We start from the raw sequence: 18,420 nt of genomic DNA, 5'->3' as shown, positions 1-18,420 counted from the left end.
AGATGAGTATGGCCGGGTCACCCCGCCGCGCGGAGCCGTTCCGCGATTTGCTCCGGTGTCGCGTCGTTCACCCAGACCGCCATGCCCGATTCGGACCCCGCCAGGTACTTCAGCTTGTCCTTCGCGCGCAGCACGGAGAACAGCTCCAGGTGGAGCCAGCCGAGGTCGCGGTCCTGGCGCACCGGCGCCTGGTGCCACGCCGCGATGTACGGCAGCGGCCGGTCGTACAGCGCGTCGCAGCGGCGCAGGACGTCCAGGTAGACGTCGGCGAAGTCGTCACGCTCGGCGTCGGTCAGCTCCGGGATGTCCGGCACCTGCCGGTGCGGCACGATCTGCACCTGGACCGGCCAGCGAGCCGCCGGCGGCACGAACGCCGTCCAGTGCTCGCCGGAGGCCACCACGCGCGCGCCGGACTTGCGTTCGGCGGCCAGCACGTCACCGAGCACGGCGCGCCCGTGTTCGGCCTGGTAGGCGCGGGCGACGTCGAGCATCCGGGCGGTTTTCGGCGTGACGAACGGGTACCCGTAGATCTGCCCGTGCGGGTGGGACAGCGTGACGCCGATTTCCTCACCGCGGTTCTCGAACGGGAAGACCTGCTCCACACCGGGCACTTCGGACAGCCCGGCGGTGCGGTCGGCCCAGGCGTCCACCACGGCCCGCACCTGCTTCGGCGTCAAGCCGGCGAAGGAACCGTCGTGGTTGCTGGTGAAGCAGACGACCTCGCAGCGACCCCGGCCGGGCGCGGTCGGTACCAGCCCCAGACCATCCACAGTGGACGGCTCGCCGACGACATCCTCGGCGAAGGAGGGAAAGCGATTCTCGAACACGACGACGTCGTAGTCGCTTTCGGGGATCTCGCTCGGTTTTCCGGGCTTGCTCGGGCACAGCGGGCACAAGTCGGCGGGCGGCTTGTACGTGCGCGTCTGCCGGTGCGCGGCCATCGCGACCCACTCGTGGGTCAGCGGGTCGAGCCGGATCTCCGACGCGGCCGAAACCGGCGGCAGGTCGCGGGTGTCCTCGGCGACGCGCTCGGGCGCGCCGGGCTGGTCGAAATAGATGATCTCCCGGCCGTCGGCCAGGTGTCGTGACGTGCGCTTCACGCTTCCTCAGCCTCGACCGTCTCCGCCGTCTCGGCGATCATGAGTTCCCCTGCCCTTTCGGCGAGTATTTCCTTGGCCTCGTCGGAAATCCCGTCGTCGGTGACGACGACGTCGGCCTCGTCGAGGTCGGCGATCGTCGAGATGCCGACGGTGCCCCACTTGGTGTGGTCGGCGAGCACGATGAGCTTGCGCCCGGCCTCGACCAGCGCGCGGTCGGTCTCGCTCTCGGTCAGGTTCGGCGTCGTGAAGCCCGGCCCGTCGGACATCCCGTGCACCCCGAGGAAGACGAGGTCGAGGTGCAGCGACCGCAGGCTGTGCACGGCGACCGGCCCGACCAGCGCGTCCGACGGCGTCCGGACCCCGCCGGTGAGCACGACCGTGCGGTCCGGCTGGGTCGACCCGCGGAGCACGTCGGCGACCTGGATCGAGTTGGTCACGATGGTGAGCCCCGGGATCGCGTCGAGCGCCCGCGCGAGCGTCCACGTGGTGGTGCCGGCGGAGATGCCGATCGCGGTGCCGGGCCGGACCAGGGTCGCGGCAAGCTCGGCGATCGCGTCCTTCTGCGCGCGCTGGCGCACGGACTTGGCCTCGAAGCCGGGTTCGTCGGTGCTCTTGCCGACGATCGACGTGGCGCCGCCGTAGACCTTCTCGACGAGCCCGCGGCCGGCCAGGACGTCCAGGTCGCGGCGCACGGTCATGTCGGACACGCCCAGCCTGGTCACGAGGTCACTGACCCGGACCGCACCGGTCCGGCGTGCCTCTTCCAGGATCACCGCCTGTCGCTGACGCGCCAGCACCGTTCACTCCGTCCCGAGTCGCTCCCCAACCACACAAAATCCTACACGATTCAACACGGTATCTGGTGCGGAGATCCGGGTGAACTTCGAAAGACCAGGTCACAGCCGGGCGGGGTCGATCGGCAACACCAAGCCCCAGCCGAACAACACCACCAAGGCTTCGGGCCGCTCAGCCGGGCGCACCCGGCAGCCGGATCGTCATCAGCGCGCCGCCCTCGGGCGCCCGCGCCGCGTACACCGCCCCGCCGTGGCGCTCGGCCGCGTGCTTGACGATCGCGAGGCCGAGCCCGGAACCGGGCAGCGTCCGCGCCTCCGACGAGCGGTAGAACCGGTCGAACACCTTCGGCAGATCCTCCTCGGCGATGCCCGGGCCGGCGTCCGCCACCTCGACCACGGCCGTGCCGTCGCCGAGCGGGTAGAGCCGCACCCAGACCGTCGCGTCCGGCGGCGAGAACTTGACCGCGTTGTCCAGCAGGTTCAGGATCGCGCGCTCGATCGAGCTGTTGTCGCCGGTGAGCACCCACGGCTGCAGCGAGACGTCGAAGTTGATCTCGCCCGCGCGGCGCCGCGCCCGGTCCAGCGCCCGCTCGACGACGTCCAGCAGCTCGACGCGCTCGAAGCGTTCGCGCGGCTCGTCCTGGCGCGCGAGCTCGACGAGGTCGCCGATGAGCTGGGTCAGCTCGTCGAGCTGGCCGCTGATGTCCGCGACGATGTCGACGCGGTCGGCGTCCGGCAGCGGCGGCGCGCCGGGCTTGCTCGCGGCGAGCAGCAGCTCGAGGTTGGTGCGCAGCGACGTCAACGGCGTCCGCAGCTCGTGGCCCGCGTCCGCGACCAGCTGGCGCTGCCGCTCCTGCGAGTCCGCTACCGTGCCGAGCATCGTGTTGAACGTCTGGGTGAGGCGGGCCAGCTCGTCGTCCCCGCTGACCGGGATCGGCCGCAGGTCGCCGGTCTTGGAGACGCGCTCGGCGGCCGAGGTCAGCCTGTCGACCGGGCGCAGGCCGGCGCGCGCGACCGCGGTGCCCGCGGCGGCGGCGACCAGGATGCCCGCGCCGCCGATGAGGAACAGCACGAGGGCGAGCTCGTTCAGCGTGCGCTTGGTCGGGCCCATCGACTGGGCCAGCACGATCGCCTCGCCGTGCCCGGACGGCAGCGCGACGACCCGGGCGTCCGTGCGGAAGTCCGTCCGCAGCGACTGCGGCGAATCACCGTTGGCGACGTCGAGCTCCCGCTGGTCGAACGGCGGCGCCGAGCTCGACAGCGGGTAGGTCATCACGGCGTGCTGGACGTCGGGGGCGGCGTTGAGCTGCCCGATCTGCAGGTCGGCGCTCGCCAGGAAGGCGCCGGGAACCTGCCGCAGCTCGGTCTGCACCTGCGGCGAGTTGACCGCCGCCTCGGCGCGCGCGACGAGGCCGTCGTCCAGCTGCTGGTAGAGGTTGCTGCTGACGACCAGGTACGCGCCGATCGAAACCAGCGCGACGGCACCGGCGACACACGCCGCGGCGAGCAGCGTGACCCGGCCGCGCAGGGAGAACCGGCGCGTACCCCAGCGGGTGCCGCGCGGGTCCTCCTCCGCGGGCGGGTCGATCACGGGGGAGTTTCCCTCAGGACGTAACCCACCCCCCGCACCGTGTGGATCAGCCTCGGCTCCGCTTCGGCCTCCGTCTTGCGGCGCAAATAGCCGACGTAGACCTCCAGTGCGTTGCCCGACGTCGGGAAGTCGTAACCCCATACTTCCTCCAGTATCCGGCCCCGCGTGAGGACGTGCTTCGGGTAGGAAAGGAACAGTTCCAGCAGAGCGAACTCGGTCCGGGTCAGGCTGATCTCGCGGCCGCCGCGGCGGACCTCGCGCGTGCCCGGGTCGAGCGTCAGGTCCGCGAAGGACAGGCTCTCCGTCTCCTGCCCGTTCTGGCCGTCCGGGATGGCGCGGCGCAGCAGGGCCCGGAGCCGGGCGAGCAGCTCCTCGAGCGCGAACGGTTTCGGCAGGTAGTCGTCGGCGCCGGCGTCCAGGCCGGACACCCGGTCGGAGACGGTGTCACGGGCGGTCAGCACGAGGATCGGCAGGTCGTCGCCGGTGCTGCGCAGGCGGCGGGCGACCTCCAGGCCGTCGAGGCGCGGCATCATGACGTCCAGGACCATCGCGTCGGGCCGGTTGGCGATGATGGCTTCCAGCGCCTGCGCACCGTCGCTGGCCAGCTCGACCTGGTAGCCGTTGAACTCCAGGGACCGCCGGAGCGACTCACGGACGGCGCGGTCGTCGTCCACCACAAGGATGCGCATAGCGGTAGTTTTACTCAGCGTGCTGAGACTCGCCTAAGAACACACACAGAACACACAAAGAGTTTCCTCACTCCGGACCGCGCGCGACCGGGGCGTTCCAGTGCCGCCACAGCGCGACCATCCGCACGGCCACCACGGCTGCGGCCGCGACGACGGTCACCGGCCCCTCCGGCAGTCGCAGAGCGTGACCGATGGCGACGAGCACCGAGCCGGCCAGCGCGGCCACGGCGTAGATCTCCTTCCGCAGGACCAGCGGGATTTCCCGGAGCAGCAGATCGCGCACGGCCCCGCCGCCGATCCCGGTCGTCATGCCGATCAGGCACGCGGCGTAGACGGTCGCGCCGGCGTTGAGCGCGATGGTCGTCCCGGCGGTGGCGAACACGCCGAGGCCGAGCGCGTCGGCGAGCAGCACGCCCCGCCGCAGCCGCGCGACCTGCGGGTGGAAGACGAACACGACCAGTGCCGTCACCGCGCAGACGGCGAGGTAGGGCCAGTTCCGCAACGTCGTCGGCGGGTGGATGCCGAGCAGGACGTCACGGATGACCCCGCCGCCGAGCGCGGTGGTGAGCCCGACCACGACGACACCGAAGACGTCGAGCCGGGCCCGCACGGCGGCCAGCGCCCCGGACGCCGCGAAGGCGACGAGCCCGAGGAACTCCAGCGCCGTGAGCAGCATCTACTGGTCGAGCAGGCCACCGCGGTAGGCCAGGAGGGCGGCCTGCACGCGGTTCGCCGCCCCGATCTTGGAGAGCACGGCGGAGACGTACCCCTTGACGGTGGCTTCGGACAGGTGAAGGCGCCCGCCGATCTCGGCGTTGGACAGCCCCTGCCCGATGAGCGCGACGACCTCGCGCTCGCGTTCGGACAGTGAGGCGAGCAGCTTCCGGGCAGGCTGAGCAGCGCGTTGTTCGTCCCGGTGGGACTGCACCATCCGCGCGGCGACGCCCGGGTCCAGGACGGCCCCGCCCCTGGCCAGGTCCCTGACCGCGCGGAGCAGCGCGGCGGGATCGATGTCCTTGAGGAGGAAGCCGTTGGCCCCGAGCCGCAGCGCGAGGCTGACGTACTCGTCGATGTCGAAGGTGGTCAGCATGGCGACGGTGGGCGGATCGGGCAGGGCGAGGATGGCCCTCAGCGCCCTGATCCCGTCGTCGGGAGCACGCATCTTGATGTCGAGAAGTGCCACGTCAGGGTGATAACGGCGCGCGACTTCCACCGCGGATCTGCCGTCGCTCGCCTCGCCCACGATCTCGATGTCCTGGGCCCCGGACATCATCGCGCGCAGCCCCGAGCGCACCAGTTCCTCGTCGTCGGCGAACATGAGCTTGATCAACGAAGCCCTCCGCAACAGCCAGTAGGAGGCGGCTCCCCGCGTCCCGTTAACGAAGGTTACCTACTGTTGTTCAGCAGTTCGAAACCAGACACGACCAGGTGACCTGCTGGTCCGTCCAGGTCAGGTGCCATCGGCCCACCCTGGGGGTGTAGGGCCGCGGTCAGAACCACTCAGTCGGGTGACGACGTAGGTCGTGCTACTCCATCCGTGCCCCTTCGCCTGCACCCGTCCCGGGCCCGGTACGCTGGCACCGGCAAGGCCCTCGTAGCTCAGGGGATAGAGCACCGCTCTCCTAAAGCGGGTGTCGCAGGTTCGAATCCTGCCGGGGGCACAGTTCTACATAGACAGTTGCTCCAGAACAGTCACTCATCGTCGTCTGGGATCTATGCCGTGTGCTTCCGGAGGAAATCATTGGTTTCCGGGTCCGCCGAGTAGACGCAAACTCCCTGCATCCCGCGCGTGAGGAGCACCTTGTACGCGTTCCGGACGAGGCGGTCGAACCTTTTCCCGGTTGTCTCCTTCAGCGCCGGGTCTTCCGTGTGGTCGTGTTGCGCCACCCATTGCCCGTCGCGGATCACCAGGTCCTCGCCCATGATCACGCCGGCCCAGTCGTATTCGAAGCCTTGGGCCGTGTAGATGCAGCCGACCTGGTTGAAGCCTTTCGGGTCCGACGCCCAGAACGACGTGGCGGGCACGTCCGGGACTTCCACGTCCGGCCACGCGTTCCACGGGCGGTGCCAGCCGCCGATCCGGACGTCATCGGCCAGGCTGAGCTTCCCGTTCTTCTCCACCGGGGGCTTCCACTTCCAGCAGAAGCCGGCCGCGATCCGGGCGTCCGTTTTGGTGTCCCTAGTCCGCGCTCGCAACCAGGCCTCGAGCGCGTGCGGAGCTTCGACCGACTCCACCACGTATTCGTCATCGGTGTCCGCGACCAGGTCCGACCACGAGACCGGCGCCTCCTCGGCCAAGCCGAGCAGGCGCTGGACCCACTGGTCGAACAACGGTGATCCGCCGCATCTGAACTGACCGTCAAGGTTCACCTCGACGACCTGGCAGTCCATCGCCTTGGCGATTTCCAGGACGTCCCTCGGCGAACCGATCTCACCCGGCCGCACCACCTGGTGGTCGTCGAGGAGGAAAACCGGCACCTTCGCCGCGTCGATGAGCTGGTGGATCTGCCCGCGCAACCGGCCGCGCCAGCGCTCGGGCACGTTGGCCTGCCCCCGAAGCCGGTGCGCTTCGTCGCAAATGACGACATCGAGCTCGTTCTGGCGAGCACGGGCGAAGTTGTTGAAGTACTTGAAGACGTCTTCGCCCTGCCGCTGGTTTTCGCGGAAAACGGATCGCCGGAGCGTCTCCGTCATGGCCTTCGAGCCGGTCGCGTGGACGACTTTGACCTCGCGACGCGCCATCGCCGAATAGAGGTTCAGCGCGATGGCGCTCTTTCCCGTTCCCGGTCCCCCACGGACCAGGACGACCTTCTTCCGCCCGCCACCGTTGCCGAAGGCGTCGGCAACCGCTCCCCGGACCGCCTCAAAAGCCACTTGCTGCTCGTCCAATAGCACGAAGTCCGTGCGCGCCGTCACCGAACCGGCGGCCGCGATCAGCAACGCCCTGGCCGGTGCCCGCCTGGCTCGGGTCAACCGGTCCGCGGCATCGTCGGCGGCTCGCAGGGACGTCACCAGGTCGGTGGCAAGATCGCCCAGCTGGTCGGCCGTGTACAGCCTGCTGTAGTCGTCGCATTCGAAGTCGTCCAGCTGCCAGTCGTCACCGCGGTGGGCGTTGTGCAAGTACGCCAGGCCTTTCACACACGAAGGCGTGCGAGCCAACGCCGGCACGAATCCGAGGAGGTGCAGGCAGTACCGGCGCACCTGTTCCGCCGGGTGCAGAACCGGTTGCCCCTTCCGCTTGTTGTAGCGGACCAGTCCACGCCCTACGACCTTGGCATTTTCCCATTGCTTGAGCTCGACCAGGACGTACGCCGGCAAGCCCGTTTCCGGGTGAACGCCGCACAGCAGCGCATCGACCCGCTTGGGGCTGTACGGCAGCTGGTATTCGAGGATGACCTGGAGATCACCCAGTCCGCAGTCGCAGAGCAGCCCCAGCAACGCCGGAACACTCCTCCGCCACGCCCCGATTTCGCCGTGTTCCTCGTCTGGCCGGTAACGAACGCCGACGTGTGCCGCCAGAGCGGGAACCAGCTTTCCTTCTTCGAACTCGCGCAGCAGATTCCGCGCCGAACCCTGCACCAACCTTGTCCCTCCCGACAACGTCGATACCCCTCGATCGGGTCGATCATTCGAGCAGGGACCACGGTTCGCAACCAAAAGACGTAAATCATTTCCAGAAGGGTTCGGAAGTTGCGACATTCGGCCGCCTCACTAGACCAAACGGAACAGTCAATGTCACAGTTGGTCACAGCCAGGCAGCGGCGAGGGTTCCGGGCAGCGGGACGGGTTTCCACTAGGCTTGTCGATCACGGCCCGACGGGCACCGGAGCACTCCGTTGCTGCCCCCAAAACCGTACGTCGATGACGCACGCCCAGGGGGACCCCGTTGGCTCTGATCCGTGGCAGCGCAAGTGATCTGCTGATCGAAGCGCGCGCCGGTCACCTGCACACCCGGCTCCGCGAACGGGCTGGGTACGTCATCGGGACCCGCACGGGGATCGGTGAGGTCAACTCGTGGCAGCGGAGCTTGCCCATCCTCTTGCAGCTGGTCGTGGACGCCGGCCTCGAGGAGACCGAAGTCCTGCTGGAGCACCAGCTGCCTCACAGCCGCCAGCGGATCGATGTCGTGTTGTGCGGTGTCCATCCCCGCACCGCCGAGTCCTGTTTCGTTTTCGTGGAGCTCAAGCAGTGGTCCAAGGCCGAGCTCTACCTGGCCGAGGTCCTGAACGTGCCTGGCATGCCCGGGCGGCACCTACACCCCGTCGAGCAAGTACGGGGCTACTGCCAGTACGTCGCCGACCACACACCCGCCCTGGTCGAACGGTCACGAGCCCTGCATGGTTTCGCCTATCTGCACAACGCCCGGCGCGCGGACGTCGCCTCGCTCTTCGACCACCGGGTCGACGACTACGGCCGGCTGTTCACGATGGACGACAACGCGAAGCTCGCCGACCACCTGCGGTCGCTCCTCGATCCGAACGCCGGGCGATCCGCCGGCCTCGCGGCCGGTGACGAGTTCCTGAACTTCGAGCACCGGCCGACCAAGCCACTGCTGACACTGGCCGCGCAGGAGATACAGGAGCGCGAACAGTTCGTCCTCCTGGACGAGCAGAAGGTCGCCTACGAACTGGTCCTGAACGCAGTCGAACGATCGCGTGCGGCGCACACCCGGACGATCGTGGTGGTGGAGGGCGGTCCCGGTTCGGGGAAGAGCGTGATCGCGCTGAGCCTCCTCGGCGAGCTCGCACGCCGGGGCCAGGCGGTTCACCACGCCACGGGCTCGAAGGCGTTCACCCAGACCATGCGGAAGTACGCCGGACGCGGAAACCAGCGCGTCAAGGGACTGTTCAAGTACTTCAACTCCTACGTGGGCAGCCATCCACGGGAGCTGGACGTCGTGATCTGCGACGAGGCACACCGCATCCGGGAAAACGGAATCAACCGGTTCACCAAGAAGGAACAGCGAGAACGAGCCGGCAGGCAGATCGACGAACTGATCAACATCGCGAACGTGCCGGTCTTCCTGCTCGACGAGAACCAGATCGTGCGGCCGGGCGAGATGGGGTCGTTGACGGAGATCACCGCGGCGGCGGAGGCGCTCGGCTGTGAAGTCGAGGTGGTCCGGCTGCGCGACCAGATGCGTTGCGGCGGTTCCGTCTGGTACGACACGTGGGTCGCCCGGTTGCTGGGGCTCGGCGGGACCGCCGAACAACCGATTCCGTGGAGCAAGCTCGCCGGGCCGCTCGACCAGGGCATCACTTTGGCGAGTGCGAGCTCGCCGGAGTCGCTGGAGGCCTGGGTACTCGGCCAGCAGGCCGCGCACGGCGGGGTCGCCCGGCTCACGGCCGGCTATTGCTGGCGGTGGAGTGACCCGGTCGGCGACGAAGGCGAGCGACGTCTCGTCGACGACGTTCGCATCGGCTCCTGGGAACGACCGTGGAACGCGAAGTCCGAGGGCAAGCGAATACCGGACGTCCCCGAGTCGGACTACTGGGCCACCGACACCCGCGGTTTCGGCCAGGTCGGCTGCATCTACACCGCGCAGGGCTTCGAATACGACTGGTCCGGAGTCATCTTCGGCCCGGATCTGGTGCGCCGCGACGGGATGTGGACACCAGACCGATCCGGCTCGAAAGACCCATTGGTCAAGCGCGCCGACGATCCGCGTTTCACCGCGCTGGTCAAGAACACCTACAAGGTCTTACTCACCCGGGGCATGCGCGGCACTGCCGTCTATTCCACGGACCCCGAGACCCAGGCCTTTCTCGAGGAGATGACCAGCTAGGCCGATTTCGTGAGCACCTCCAGACCGTCGGCAACCACCACGCCGTTGTGGAGGACTGTGCGGTCGCGACCTCGGTCCATTACCGCGCTTGTCGGGGTTTCGCCGTCCACCAGGACCAAGTCCGCTCGGTCGCCCACGGCCAGACCTGGGCGGTCGTCAAGACCCGCCAGGCGTGGGACGTCGTGGCTCATGATTGACGCGCCGCCCATTGTGGCCACCGCCAAGGCCAGCTCCACGTGCGAGTCGCGGCGGAAGCCTCGGGTGAAGGCCAGCTGCCACGTTCGATCTAGTAGGTCGCAGTTGCCGTACGGGCTCCAGTAATCCCGTTGGCCGTCCTCGCCCAGGCCGATTCGGACGCCTGCCGAGACCAGGTCTAGCAGGGATAGTTGGCCAGAGGCAGAGGGGGCCACAGTGGTCATTGCGATGTCCAACGCTGCGAAGTCGTCGATTACTCGGCGGCTTGTCGACTCCGAGATCGAGCCCAGGTCGTATGCGTGGGACATCGTCACCTTGCCCTGCATGCCCAGCGCACGGACTCGCTCGATCACCAGGTCCGTTGAGAACAGGCCCAGGTGGCCTGGCTCGTGCAGGTGGATGTCGATCTCTGCCTGGTGCTTCTCCGCCAGGGCGAAGACCGCGTCCAGGTGGCCTTTGGGGTCTCGATCGAGCGTGCACGGGTCTATGCCGCCGATGACCGTCGCGCCGGAGCGCATTGCGGCGTCCAAAAGCTCCAGGGTGCCTGGTTCGCGCAGGATTCCTGCCTGGGCGAACGCCATCACCTGGACCTCGGCCTGATCCGCGAACTTCTCGCGTGCGGCTAGCACCGCGTCCAGCTTCTCCAGGCCGCAGTCGACGTCTACCTGGGCGTAGCTGCGGACCCGGGTCGTACCAAACCCGATCATCCGCTCCAGGGTTCCGGCCACTCGTTCCGGTAACGGGACCTCCGCCGTCCGCCAGTTGTCGCGGTCGTTTGTCATCATCGCGACCACTCCCGGCCCGCCTGTGTGGGGGCGGAACGGGAGGCCGATGCGGGTCGAGTCCAGGTGGACGTGGACGTCGCTGAACGACGGGAACAGCAGGCGGCCGCGGCCCTCTACCGAAGGAGACGCGGAAGGAGCGTGCGGGCGGATCTCCGCGATCCGGTCGCCGCGAAGCTCGACGTCGCTGCGGGGGCCGCCCCAGGGGCGGACGTCGCTGATCAACACCGTTGACACGTTACTTGCCCAGCGCGTCCACGCCGGCCTGGGCGAAGGACTCGTCTTGGGTGCCCGACGGTGCGCCTGCGACGCCGACTGCGGCGATCGGGGTGGAGCCCGCGGTCACCGGGACCGCGCCGGCCAGGAACAGGGTGCCTTCGATGTCCTTCAGCGTCGGGGTCTGCTGGAGGCGGCCGGCCAGCTCGGACGTCTTCGCGTTCCACGAGACCGCCGTGAACGCCTTCTGCTGCGCCGAGCTGTACGACTGCGGGCCCGCGCCGTCGCCGCGCAGGGTCAGGACCGTGTTGCCGTCGCGGTCCACCACCGCCACCGACACGTGCTGGCCCGCCTTGGTCGCGGCGTTCAGTGCCGCCTGGCCGGCCTTCTGCGCCGCGGCGATCGACAGGTGTGACGTCTGGACGAGGCCGGTCGAGGGGGCCGCGGTGGCCGACACTGCGCCGGCCGTGATGGCGGCGAGAGCAACGGCACAGGCGGCGATGCGGGTCGAGATCATGGTGTGCTCCTCGGAGTCGTGCGGTTCGATGACTCCAGCTTCAGCCCGCCACCAGGCTGATCCGGTCGTTGCATCGGCCGACAACCGGGTCAGCCGATCGGCTGATGCGCGGGCATCGAGCCCGGCTGACGCTGGTGCAAGAGAAAGAGGTGACCATGACAGACGCGCGGTGGCTCGCCGCGGCCATGCACTCGGCCTTCTTCCTGCTGGTGCTCGCCTCCGCCGTCCGGTACCTGACGCGCCACGAGGGCACCTCACTGGCGCCGTGGGTGATCGCGCTGACCGCGGCCCTCGTCGTCGCGTACGGCGTCGGAATCAGATCCCAGAACAGGCTCTGGCTGGTCGCGGTGCTGGTGATCTGGGTGGTGCTGGTCGTCCTCGCCCCGAGTTTCGCTTGGTCGGCGATCCCGCTGTTCGTCACCGGCCTGCGCACCCTGCCGACCGGGCCGGCCCTCGGGCTGGTCGCCGTGGTCACCGCGCTCGTGGTCGTCTCCCAGAACCGGCTGGCCGACGGCTTCGACCCGAACCTGACCATCGTGCCGATCGCCATCGCCGTGGTCACCGCCGCGGTGATCACCTTCATGCGACGCCAGACCGTGCAGCTGCGCGAGTCCGAGCGGCGCGCCGGGGTGCTGGCCGAACGGCACCGGGTGTCCCGGGACATCCACGACGCCCTCGCCCAGGGCCTGTCCAGCCAGGCGATGCTGCTGCAGGCCGCCGACCAGGCCTGGGAGCGGCCCGAGCTGGCCCGCGAGCACCTGCGTTCCGCGCTGCGCGTCGGCGCCGGCAACTTGTCGGAGGCACGTCGCCTCGTGCAGGACCTCGCCCCGGCCGACCTGGCCGACGCCACCCTCGAAGAGGCGTTGGGCGCGGTGGCGGGACGCGCAGGGCTGCCGGCCGAGGTCCGTGTCGACGGCACCTCGCGGCACCTGCCCGAGCGCGTCCAGTCCGCGTTGGTCCGCATCGCCCAGGGCGCGCTGGCCAACGCGCTCGAGCACGCTCAGGCCGGCCGCGCCGTGGTCACCCTCACCTACCTCGACGACCAGGTCGTACTCGACGTCGCCGACGACGGCCGGGGGTTCCACGTGACCGAAAACGAGCCGGGCGAACGCGGTCACGGGCTGCCGGCCATGCGGGCCCGGGCGCAGCAGCTCGGCGGCCGGCTGGCCGTCGAATCCGCTCCCGGCCAGGGCACCGTGATCTCGGCCGCGATCCCGTTGGAGACTGCCCCATGAGTATTCGCGTGCTGGTGTGCGACGACCACGCCGTGGTGCGGGCCGGGCTGCGTGCCCTGCTGGCGGGCGCGGACGGCATCGAGGTCGTCGCGGAGACGGCGAGCGGGGAGGAGGCCGTCGCGACCGCGGCTGCCGTGCACCCGGACGTCGTCCTGATGGACCTGCAGCTCGGCGACGGCATCGACGGGATCGAGGCGACCCGGCGGATCCGCACCGGGCCCGGCGCGCCCCGGATCCTGGTCCTCACGACCTACGACACCGACGCGGACATCACCCGCGCCATCGCCGCGGGAGCCACCGGGTACCTGCTCAAGGCCGGGTCCGCCAACGAGCTGTACGCCGCGATCGACGCCGCCGCGGCCGGGCGCACCGCGTTGTCACCGCCGGTCGCCGACCGGATGATGGCGCAGCTGCGCACCCCGCGGCCCGCGCTCACCGATCGCGAGCGGGACATCCTGCGGCAGCTCGGCCAGGGGCTGGGCAACCGGGAGATCGCCCGCGCGCTGTTCATCAGCGAGGCGACCGTCAAGACCCACCTCAGCCGGATCTACGGCAAGCTCGGCGTCGACACGCGGGCCGGCGCCGTCGCCGTGGCGAAGGAACAACGGCTACTGGACTGAGTCCCACCTCGCGCCGTACGCCATGCCGGGTGTGAGGCCCTGGAACCGCAGGTGCACCTCTCCCGCCGGATCGACTTCGTGACGGCGGCCGCGGTAGCCCGGGTCCGTGACGTCGCTCTGGAACACGCCGTCCAGTGCCCGGACCTCCTCGGGAGCCTCGCGGCCGAACCGGACTCGCAGGTCGAATCGGTCACACGCGTGCCGGGGCACGGATACCGCGTACGGCCGCAGTGACGGCGGCCGGAACAGGATCGCGACCTCGCACGACTCGCCGCGGGACAACGGCTTGGGCAGCTCCAGCCCGTAGCCCCAGCGGTCGGTCGCCTCCATCCCGCGGTCCACCAGTGTCCCGCCGTAGAGCACCGTCACCGACAGGTCCTCGGCCCCGGACGGGAGCGAGATCGCCAGGTCCAGCACGGTCAACCCGTCCTGGTCGGCGATGATCCGGCGTTGCTCCAGCACGGACGGCCGCGGCTGGTCCAGCACCACCGCCACCGTCAGCGACGTCGTGTGCCAGCGGTCGGACGAAGAAGGCGGCGGCGAAGACGATCCCGCCGCCAGCTCGGCCAGCAGGTCGATCGCCTCGTCGACGCGACGCCGGACCGTGCGCGGGTCGCGGTCGACGCGGTTCGCGGCCCAGCGGACGCGGTCCTGGTACAGCGGCTGGCGGGCCTCCACGGTGATCGCGAAGGCCGCCAGCGCCGCCAGGCGGAGGTCCTCGGGCAGGTGCGCGGCCAGCTCGGAGAGCCGGCCCGCCACCTTGGTGCGGACCGCCACCAGGCCGTCGTCCGCCGAGACCGCGCACGCCGACCGCAGGAACGGGCCGACCCGTTCCCCGATCCGGCCCTGCAGGCCGCGGCCCTTGCGGAGGATCTTCAGCTCCTGGACCAGCTCAGAGCGCTCCACGGTGGTCTCCTTCAGTGCGTTTCCATGACGTCTCCTTTCCGGACAGCGTGCGGTCGGACGGTGGACGGGAAGTGGACAGAACGTGCATCACCGAGGCGATCAGCGCCGTCCCCAGCCGGACGCCGTCGCGGCCGAGGTACGTGCGGTACGTGCCGATCCGGCCGAGCGCGTCCTCGTCCGCGTCGCCGACGCCGAACGCCACGACGTGGGGGCGCCGCGCCCACGCCGGGTCGGTCAGCGCGGCGAACGCCGCCGGCCAGGTCACCGGGTCGGTCGGCTGGCCGTCGGACAGGAAGAACACCAGCGGGCGGTGCACGCGCAGGCGGTGCTGCTCCAGCCCGCTGACGTCGCGGTCGACGACCTCGCGCAGGAACGTGAACGCCGTCCCGAAGTCGGTGCCGGTGCACGCGCGCGGTGCGGGCAGCTCGGCGAGGTCGTCCATCGGCAGCAGGGACTGCACCACGTGCGGCGACTCCCCGAAGCCGACGACGCTGCAGAGGATCCGGTCGGTGACCGACGCGTCGGCGTGGACCGCGCCGCGGAACTCCCGCAGCCCGGTGTTCAGCTCGTCGATGTGGTCGGCCATCGAAAGCGAAACGTCGCAAACGACGTAGCACGGCAACACATCGGACCGCATTCCGGTTTCTCCTTCACGCCCCTGAACCCACGCCCCTGAATCACGGGCGCAGCCTGGCAAGGGCGTGTGTATCGAACGTGCAATGAATGCGGATTTTCGAAACCCTTACGGCCGATTGCACGATGAGAACAGCGAACAGCAAGCTGACGGCCGGGAGGCGGCGTGGAGTTTCGGATGCTCGGCCCGCTCGAGGCGTGGCACGACGGCGTGCCGGTGCCGCTGGGTGACCAGCAGCAGCGGTTCGTCCTCGTCGTGCTGCTCCTGAACGCGAACAAGCCGGTGTCGACCACGCGGCTCACCGAGATCGTCTGGAACGGCCGGGAGACCAAGCCCACCCTGGTGCGGGGGTACATCAAGCGGCTGCGTGACGTCGTGCAGGACACCGGCGTCACCATCGAGACGACCCCCACGGGCTACCTGCTGCGGATCGGTGACGACCAGCTGGACACGGTCCGGTTCGAGCGGTTGCGGACCGAGGCCGCGGACGTCCGGGCGCGCGATCCGCGCCGCGCCGTCGAGCTGCTGCGCGAGGCCGCCGGCCTGTGGCGCGGGACGTTCCTCGAGGACATCGACATCGACCGCGTCGGCGGCCCGGAGGTGGTCTTCCCGGAGGAGAGCCGGCCCGACGTCGTCGGCGACCTGGCCGAGCTGGAGCTGGAAACCGGGGACCACCGCTCGGCGCGTGACCGGCTGCGGCCGCTCGTCCGCTCCGACCCGGCCGGCCAGAAGCACGCCGAACTCCTCATGCGCGCCCTGCTCGCCGGCGGTGACCAGGTCGGCGCGCTGCGGGTGTTCCGGAGCACCCGCGCCGCCCTCGCCGAGCTGCGGATGGAGCCCGGTCCCGTGCTGCGCAACCTCGCCGCGCGGGCGGAGCACGGCGAACCGCCGAGCTCACTGCCGTCGCGGCCCGGCGGGTTCACCGGCCGCGCGGCCGAGCTCACCGCGATCGAGACGGCGGCCGTGGCCGGGCGGAGCGCGGTCTGGGTGAGCGGCGCGCCCGGCGTCGGCAAGACCGGGCTGGCGGTCGAAGCGGCCCACCGGCTGCGCGACCGGTTCCCCGACGGGCAGCTCCTCGCCCGGCTCAACGGGTTCACGCCCGGTGTAGTTCCGGCGAGCGTCGGTGACGCGCTGACCGAACTGCTCGTCGAGCTCGGCGTGCCGGCCGAGCAGATCCCGGCCACCGTCGGCCGGAAGGCCACGCTCTACCAGACGACGCTCTGGGGCACGCGCACGCTGATCGTGCTGGACAACGCCGCGACGCCGGAGCAGATCCGGCCGCTGCTGCCCGAGGCGGACGGCTGCCTGGCCGTCGTCACCAGCCGCCGGATGGGCGACGCGGACACCGGCGATCCCGTGCGGCTTTCCCCGTTGTCGCCGGAAGAAGCCGTCGAGCTGTTCCACGTGTTGGCCGATCCGCCGCGGGTGCGCGGCCGGGCAGCGACGGTGGCCGAGATCGTCAAGCGGTGCGGGTACCTGCCGATGCCGATCCGGGTGACGGCCGCGCTGTTCCGGCGGCACCGCGGGTGGCCGCTGGAGCACCTGCTCCACCTGCTCGAGGAGAGCGGGCCGTGGGGCGAGGACGACGGCGCCACCGCCGTCCGGGTGTCCTTCCAGCAGCTCGGCGAGCCGCAGCGGGCGATGTTCCGGCTGCTGGGCAGCCTGCCCGGGCCGGACGTCGGCGTCACCGGCGGCGCGGCGCTGGCCGGCTGCGACGTCGGCGAGGCCCGATCGCTGCTCGACGACCTGCACGAGGTCAGCCTGCTGGAGGAGGCCGCGCCGGAGCGGTACCTGATGCTCGACCCGCTCAAGGAATTCGCCGGCGCCGAGCCCGCGCCCCGGCACGCGCTCGTGCGGCTGCTCGACTTCTACCTGGTCACGCTGGCGGCCGCGGTCGGCGCCGCGTACCCGTTCGACAAGGCCCAGCTGCCCGCGACGGACCGGTCGTCCCCGGTGACACCGGGCTTCGCCGACGCCGGCGCCGGGCTGCGGTGGATCGTCGCCGAGCGCGACAACCTCGTGGCCGCGATCCGCTACGCCGCCCAGCACGACCTGCCCGGGCACACCTGGCGGCTGGCGGTGCTGCTGTGGCGCTACTTCAACACCACCAGCCAGTTCGAGGACTGGATCGGCACCCTCGAGCTCGCCTGGGAGACCGTCGATCCGGACGACGACTACGGCCAGGCGCACGTGCTGCTGCGGCTGGCCACCGCGAACGACCGGCGCGGACAGCTCGCCGAAGCGCTGGAATTCGCGGCCCGGGCGCTGCCGAAGTGGCGCCGGCTCGGCGACCCCCGCGGCGAAGCGGCGACGTTGTGCGCGCTCGCGATCCCGACGATGGAGCTGGGCAAGCACGACCAGGCGATCGCCCACCTCGAAGCGGCGCGGGAGAAGTACGAGCAGACCGAGGACCGGCGAGGTGAGGCCCACGCGCTGAGCATGCTGGGCTACCTCAACGAAAAGCACGGCAACGTCGCCGTCGCGCTGGAACAGCACTTGGCGGCCGCGCGGATGCTGCGCGAGGTCGGCCACGTCCAGGGTCTGGCGCACGCGGTGAACAACCTCGGGACCGCACAGGAGAAACTCGGCCTGTTCACGGACGCGTTGGCCAGTTACACGGAGGCGCACGGACACGCCGCCGAGGTCGAGGACCACTGCGTCGAGGCGTACGCGCTGAACAACATCGCGAACGTGCACCGGCGGCTGGGCCGGTTCACGCAAGCCGTGCGCTACCACGACAAAGCTCGTGAGGTGGCGGCGAACGCGCCCGACGCCGACCTGCAGACACAGCTCTACCTCGACCGCGGCGCGACCGCCCTCGCCCGGGGTGCGCACCGGGACGCGCTCAGCGCCGCCAAGTCGGCCCTGGACCTGGCCGCCGGGGACGGAAACCGCGCTTATGTGGCCCACGCCCACCACGGCATCGCGAAAACGCTGCACGCGATGGGCGACCACGAAACCGCCGTCACGCACTGGGTCACGGCCGAAACCGGATTCGCCGCGCTCGAGCTGCCCGAGGCCGGTGAAGTGCGTGCGGAACGCGCGACCCTGGAATGTGCTTGCCGGTTCCGGTGATCTCCCGGGCCGATCACGAACCGCTCGTGACCGGCCCGGCGCCCGTCAACCGTGCCAGGGGTTGCTGTCCGTGCCCGCGGGCGGCGGGGTGGTGCTGGTGGACGGCGGGGGCGGGGTCCCGCCGTCGCCGTCCGCGGAGGCCGTGGTGGAACCGATCAGCGGGGCCAGCGCGATGACGCAGAACGCGAGCACCGGGCCGCCGATGCTGGCCAGCTTCTTGGGAAAGGACATGACGAATCCTCCTGGGGAAAGGTGATTGACCGGGGTTTTCGCGGTATTTC

16 protein-coding genes and 1 tRNA gene are annotated in these 18,420 nt (G+C 70.1%); 5 read left to right on the top strand and 12 right to left on the bottom strand.

The window, feature by feature from the left end:
• Positions 1-17: 17 nt before the first annotated feature.
• From galT to ACIOD2_RS08430, 6 genes are all read right to left on the bottom strand, one after another.
• The gene (gene galT, locus ACIOD2_RS08455) at positions 18-1,100 is read right to left on the bottom strand and encodes a galactose-1-phosphate uridylyltransferase (RefSeq protein WP_323323902.1); all 1,083 of its coding nucleotides are present in this window, start codon (positions 1,098-1,100) and stop codon (positions 18-20) included.
• The gene (locus ACIOD2_RS08450) at positions 1,097-1,897 is read right to left on the bottom strand and encodes a DeoR/GlpR family DNA-binding transcription regulator (protein WP_323323904.1); all 801 of its coding nucleotides are present in this window, start codon (positions 1,895-1,897) and stop codon (positions 1,097-1,099) included. The genes galT and ACIOD2_RS08450 overlap by 4 nt, the downstream gene beginning before the upstream one ends.
• 169 nt (positions 1,898-2,066) lie before the next feature.
• Positions 2,067-3,485, bottom strand: coding sequence for an ATP-binding protein (locus tag ACIOD2_RS08445; RefSeq protein ID WP_400535882.1), 1,419 nt, complete (start codon positions 3,483-3,485; stop codon positions 2,067-2,069).
• Positions 3,482-4,174 (bottom strand): response regulator transcription factor, encoded by a 693-nt coding sequence (locus ACIOD2_RS08440; protein ID WP_400535879.1) that lies wholly within the window; start codon positions 4,172-4,174, stop codon positions 3,482-3,484. The genes ACIOD2_RS08445 and ACIOD2_RS08440 overlap by 4 nt, the downstream gene beginning before the upstream one ends.
• A 67-nt stretch (positions 4,175-4,241) precedes the next feature.
• Positions 4,242-4,850: a trimeric intracellular cation channel family protein gene (locus ACIOD2_RS08435; RefSeq protein WP_392755789.1), complete on the bottom strand. Its 609-nt coding sequence runs from the start codon at positions 4,848-4,850 to the stop codon at positions 4,242-4,244.
• On the bottom strand, positions 4,851-5,504 hold the full coding sequence (locus ACIOD2_RS08430; RefSeq protein ID WP_003087851.1) for a response regulator transcription factor: 654 nt from the start codon (positions 5,502-5,504) through the stop codon (positions 4,851-4,853).
• 258 nt (positions 5,505-5,762) lie between these two features.
• Between ACIOD2_RS08430 and ACIOD2_RS08425 the strand changes: the two genes are divergently transcribed.
• Positions 5,763-5,835: transfer RNA gene (locus tag ACIOD2_RS08425), tRNA-Arg, on the top strand.
• Positions 5,836-5,887: 52 nt separating this feature from the next.
• On the opposite strand, the gene ACIOD2_RS08420 is transcribed toward ACIOD2_RS08425, so the two are convergent.
• Positions 5,888-7,753 carry a DNA/RNA helicase domain-containing protein gene (locus ACIOD2_RS08420; RefSeq protein WP_400535875.1) on the bottom strand — a complete coding sequence of 622 codons (1,866 nt, stop codon included), beginning with the start codon at positions 7,751-7,753 and terminating at the stop codon, positions 5,888-5,890.
• A 307-nt stretch (positions 7,754-8,060) separates the two neighbouring features.
• Here ACIOD2_RS08420 and ACIOD2_RS08415 point away from each other — a divergent pair, with 307 nt between their 5' ends.
• Positions 8,061-9,959, top strand: a complete 1,899-nt coding sequence (locus ACIOD2_RS08415) for a DNA/RNA helicase domain-containing protein (protein ID WP_400535872.1) — start codon at positions 8,061-8,063, stop codon at positions 9,957-9,959.
• Here the strand turns inward: ACIOD2_RS08415 and ACIOD2_RS08410 are convergent.
• Together ACIOD2_RS08410 and ACIOD2_RS08405 are read right to left on the bottom strand one after the other, a co-directional pair.
• Positions 9,956-11,164, bottom strand: a complete 1,209-nt coding sequence (locus tag ACIOD2_RS08410; protein ID WP_400535867.1) for an amidohydrolase family protein — start codon at positions 11,162-11,164, stop codon at positions 9,956-9,958. The two genes, ACIOD2_RS08415 and ACIOD2_RS08410, sit on opposite strands and share 4 nt — an antisense overlap.
• Positions 11,165-11,174: 10 nt before the next feature.
• Positions 11,175-11,669, bottom strand: coding sequence for a heme-binding protein (locus tag ACIOD2_RS08405; RefSeq protein WP_400535864.1), 495 nt, complete (start codon positions 11,667-11,669; stop codon positions 11,175-11,177).
• A 155-nt stretch (positions 11,670-11,824) separates the two neighbouring features.
• On the opposite strand from ACIOD2_RS08405, the gene ACIOD2_RS08400 reads away from it, so the two are divergent.
• Positions 11,825-12,904, top strand: coding sequence for a sensor histidine kinase (locus ACIOD2_RS08400; RefSeq protein WP_400535862.1), 1,080 nt, complete (start codon positions 11,825-11,827; stop codon positions 12,902-12,904).
• Positions 12,901-13,524 (top strand): response regulator, encoded by a 624-nt coding sequence (locus tag ACIOD2_RS08395; RefSeq protein ID WP_400535859.1) that lies wholly within the window; start codon positions 12,901-12,903, stop codon positions 13,522-13,524. The genes ACIOD2_RS08400 and ACIOD2_RS08395 overlap by 4 nt, the downstream gene beginning before the upstream one ends.
• Here the strand turns inward: ACIOD2_RS08395 and ACIOD2_RS08390 are convergent.
• Together ACIOD2_RS08390 and ACIOD2_RS08385 are read right to left on the bottom strand one after the other, a co-directional pair.
• The gene (locus tag ACIOD2_RS08390) at positions 13,513-14,430 is read right to left on the bottom strand and encodes a hypothetical protein (protein ID WP_400535857.1); all 918 of its coding nucleotides are present in this window, start codon (positions 14,428-14,430) and stop codon (positions 13,513-13,515) included. The two genes, ACIOD2_RS08395 and ACIOD2_RS08390, sit on opposite strands and share 12 nt — an antisense overlap.
• Positions 14,417-15,067, bottom strand: coding sequence for a hypothetical protein (locus ACIOD2_RS08385; protein WP_400535854.1), 651 nt, complete (start codon positions 15,065-15,067; stop codon positions 14,417-14,419). The genes ACIOD2_RS08390 and ACIOD2_RS08385 overlap by 14 nt, the downstream gene beginning before the upstream one ends.
• A gap of 162 nt (positions 15,068-15,229) precedes the next feature.
• Between ACIOD2_RS08385 and ACIOD2_RS08380 the strand changes: the two genes are divergently transcribed.
• Positions 15,230-18,139 carry a BTAD domain-containing putative transcriptional regulator gene (locus ACIOD2_RS08380; protein WP_400535852.1) on the top strand — a complete coding sequence of 970 codons (2,910 nt, stop codon included), beginning with the start codon at positions 15,230-15,232 and terminating at the stop codon, positions 18,137-18,139.
• Between the two features lie 45 nt (positions 18,140-18,184).
• Here the strand turns inward: ACIOD2_RS08380 and ACIOD2_RS08375 are convergent, their stop codons facing one another.
• Positions 18,185-18,370 carry a hypothetical protein gene (locus ACIOD2_RS08375; RefSeq protein WP_400535849.1) on the bottom strand — a complete coding sequence of 62 codons (186 nt, stop codon included), beginning with the start codon at positions 18,368-18,370 and terminating at the stop codon, positions 18,185-18,187.
• Between the last annotated feature and the right edge of the window lie 50 nt (positions 18,371-18,420).

The organism is Amycolatopsis sp. NPDC088138 (genome assembly GCF_044741685.1).
Taxonomy (GTDB): domain Bacteria; phylum Actinomycetota; class Actinomycetes; order Mycobacteriales; family Pseudonocardiaceae; genus Amycolatopsis.
The sequence above is the reverse complement of the archived record's forward strand: the minus strand, read 5'-3'. Positions and strand labels throughout refer to the sequence as shown.

Coding starts and splice junctions, on each gene's coding strand:
- ACIOD2_RS08405 (WP_400535864.1), bottom strand. CDS start 11,669: ATGATCTCGACCCGCATCGCCGCCTGTGCCGTTGCTCTCGCCGCCATC.
- ACIOD2_RS08375 (WP_400535849.1), bottom strand. CDS start 18,370: ATGTCCTTTCCCAAGAAGCTGGCCAGCATCGGCGGCCCGGTGCTCGCG.
- ACIOD2_RS08435 (WP_392755789.1), bottom strand. CDS start 4,850: ATGCTGCTCACGGCGCTGGAGTTCCTCGGGCTCGTCGCCTTCGCGGCG.
- ACIOD2_RS08440 (WP_400535879.1), bottom strand. CDS start 4,174: ATGCGCATCCTTGTGGTGGACGACGACCGCGCCGTCCGTGAGTCGCTC.
- ACIOD2_RS08400 (WP_400535862.1), top strand. CDS start 11,825: ATGACAGACGCGCGGTGGCTCGCCGCGGCCATGCACTCGGCCTTCTTC.
- ACIOD2_RS08385 (WP_400535854.1), bottom strand. CDS start 15,067: ATGCGGTCCGATGTGTTGCCGTGCTACGTCGTTTGCGACGTTTCGCTT.
- ACIOD2_RS08395 (WP_400535859.1), top strand. CDS start 12,901: ATGAGTATTCGCGTGCTGGTGTGCGACGACCACGCCGTGGTGCGGGCC.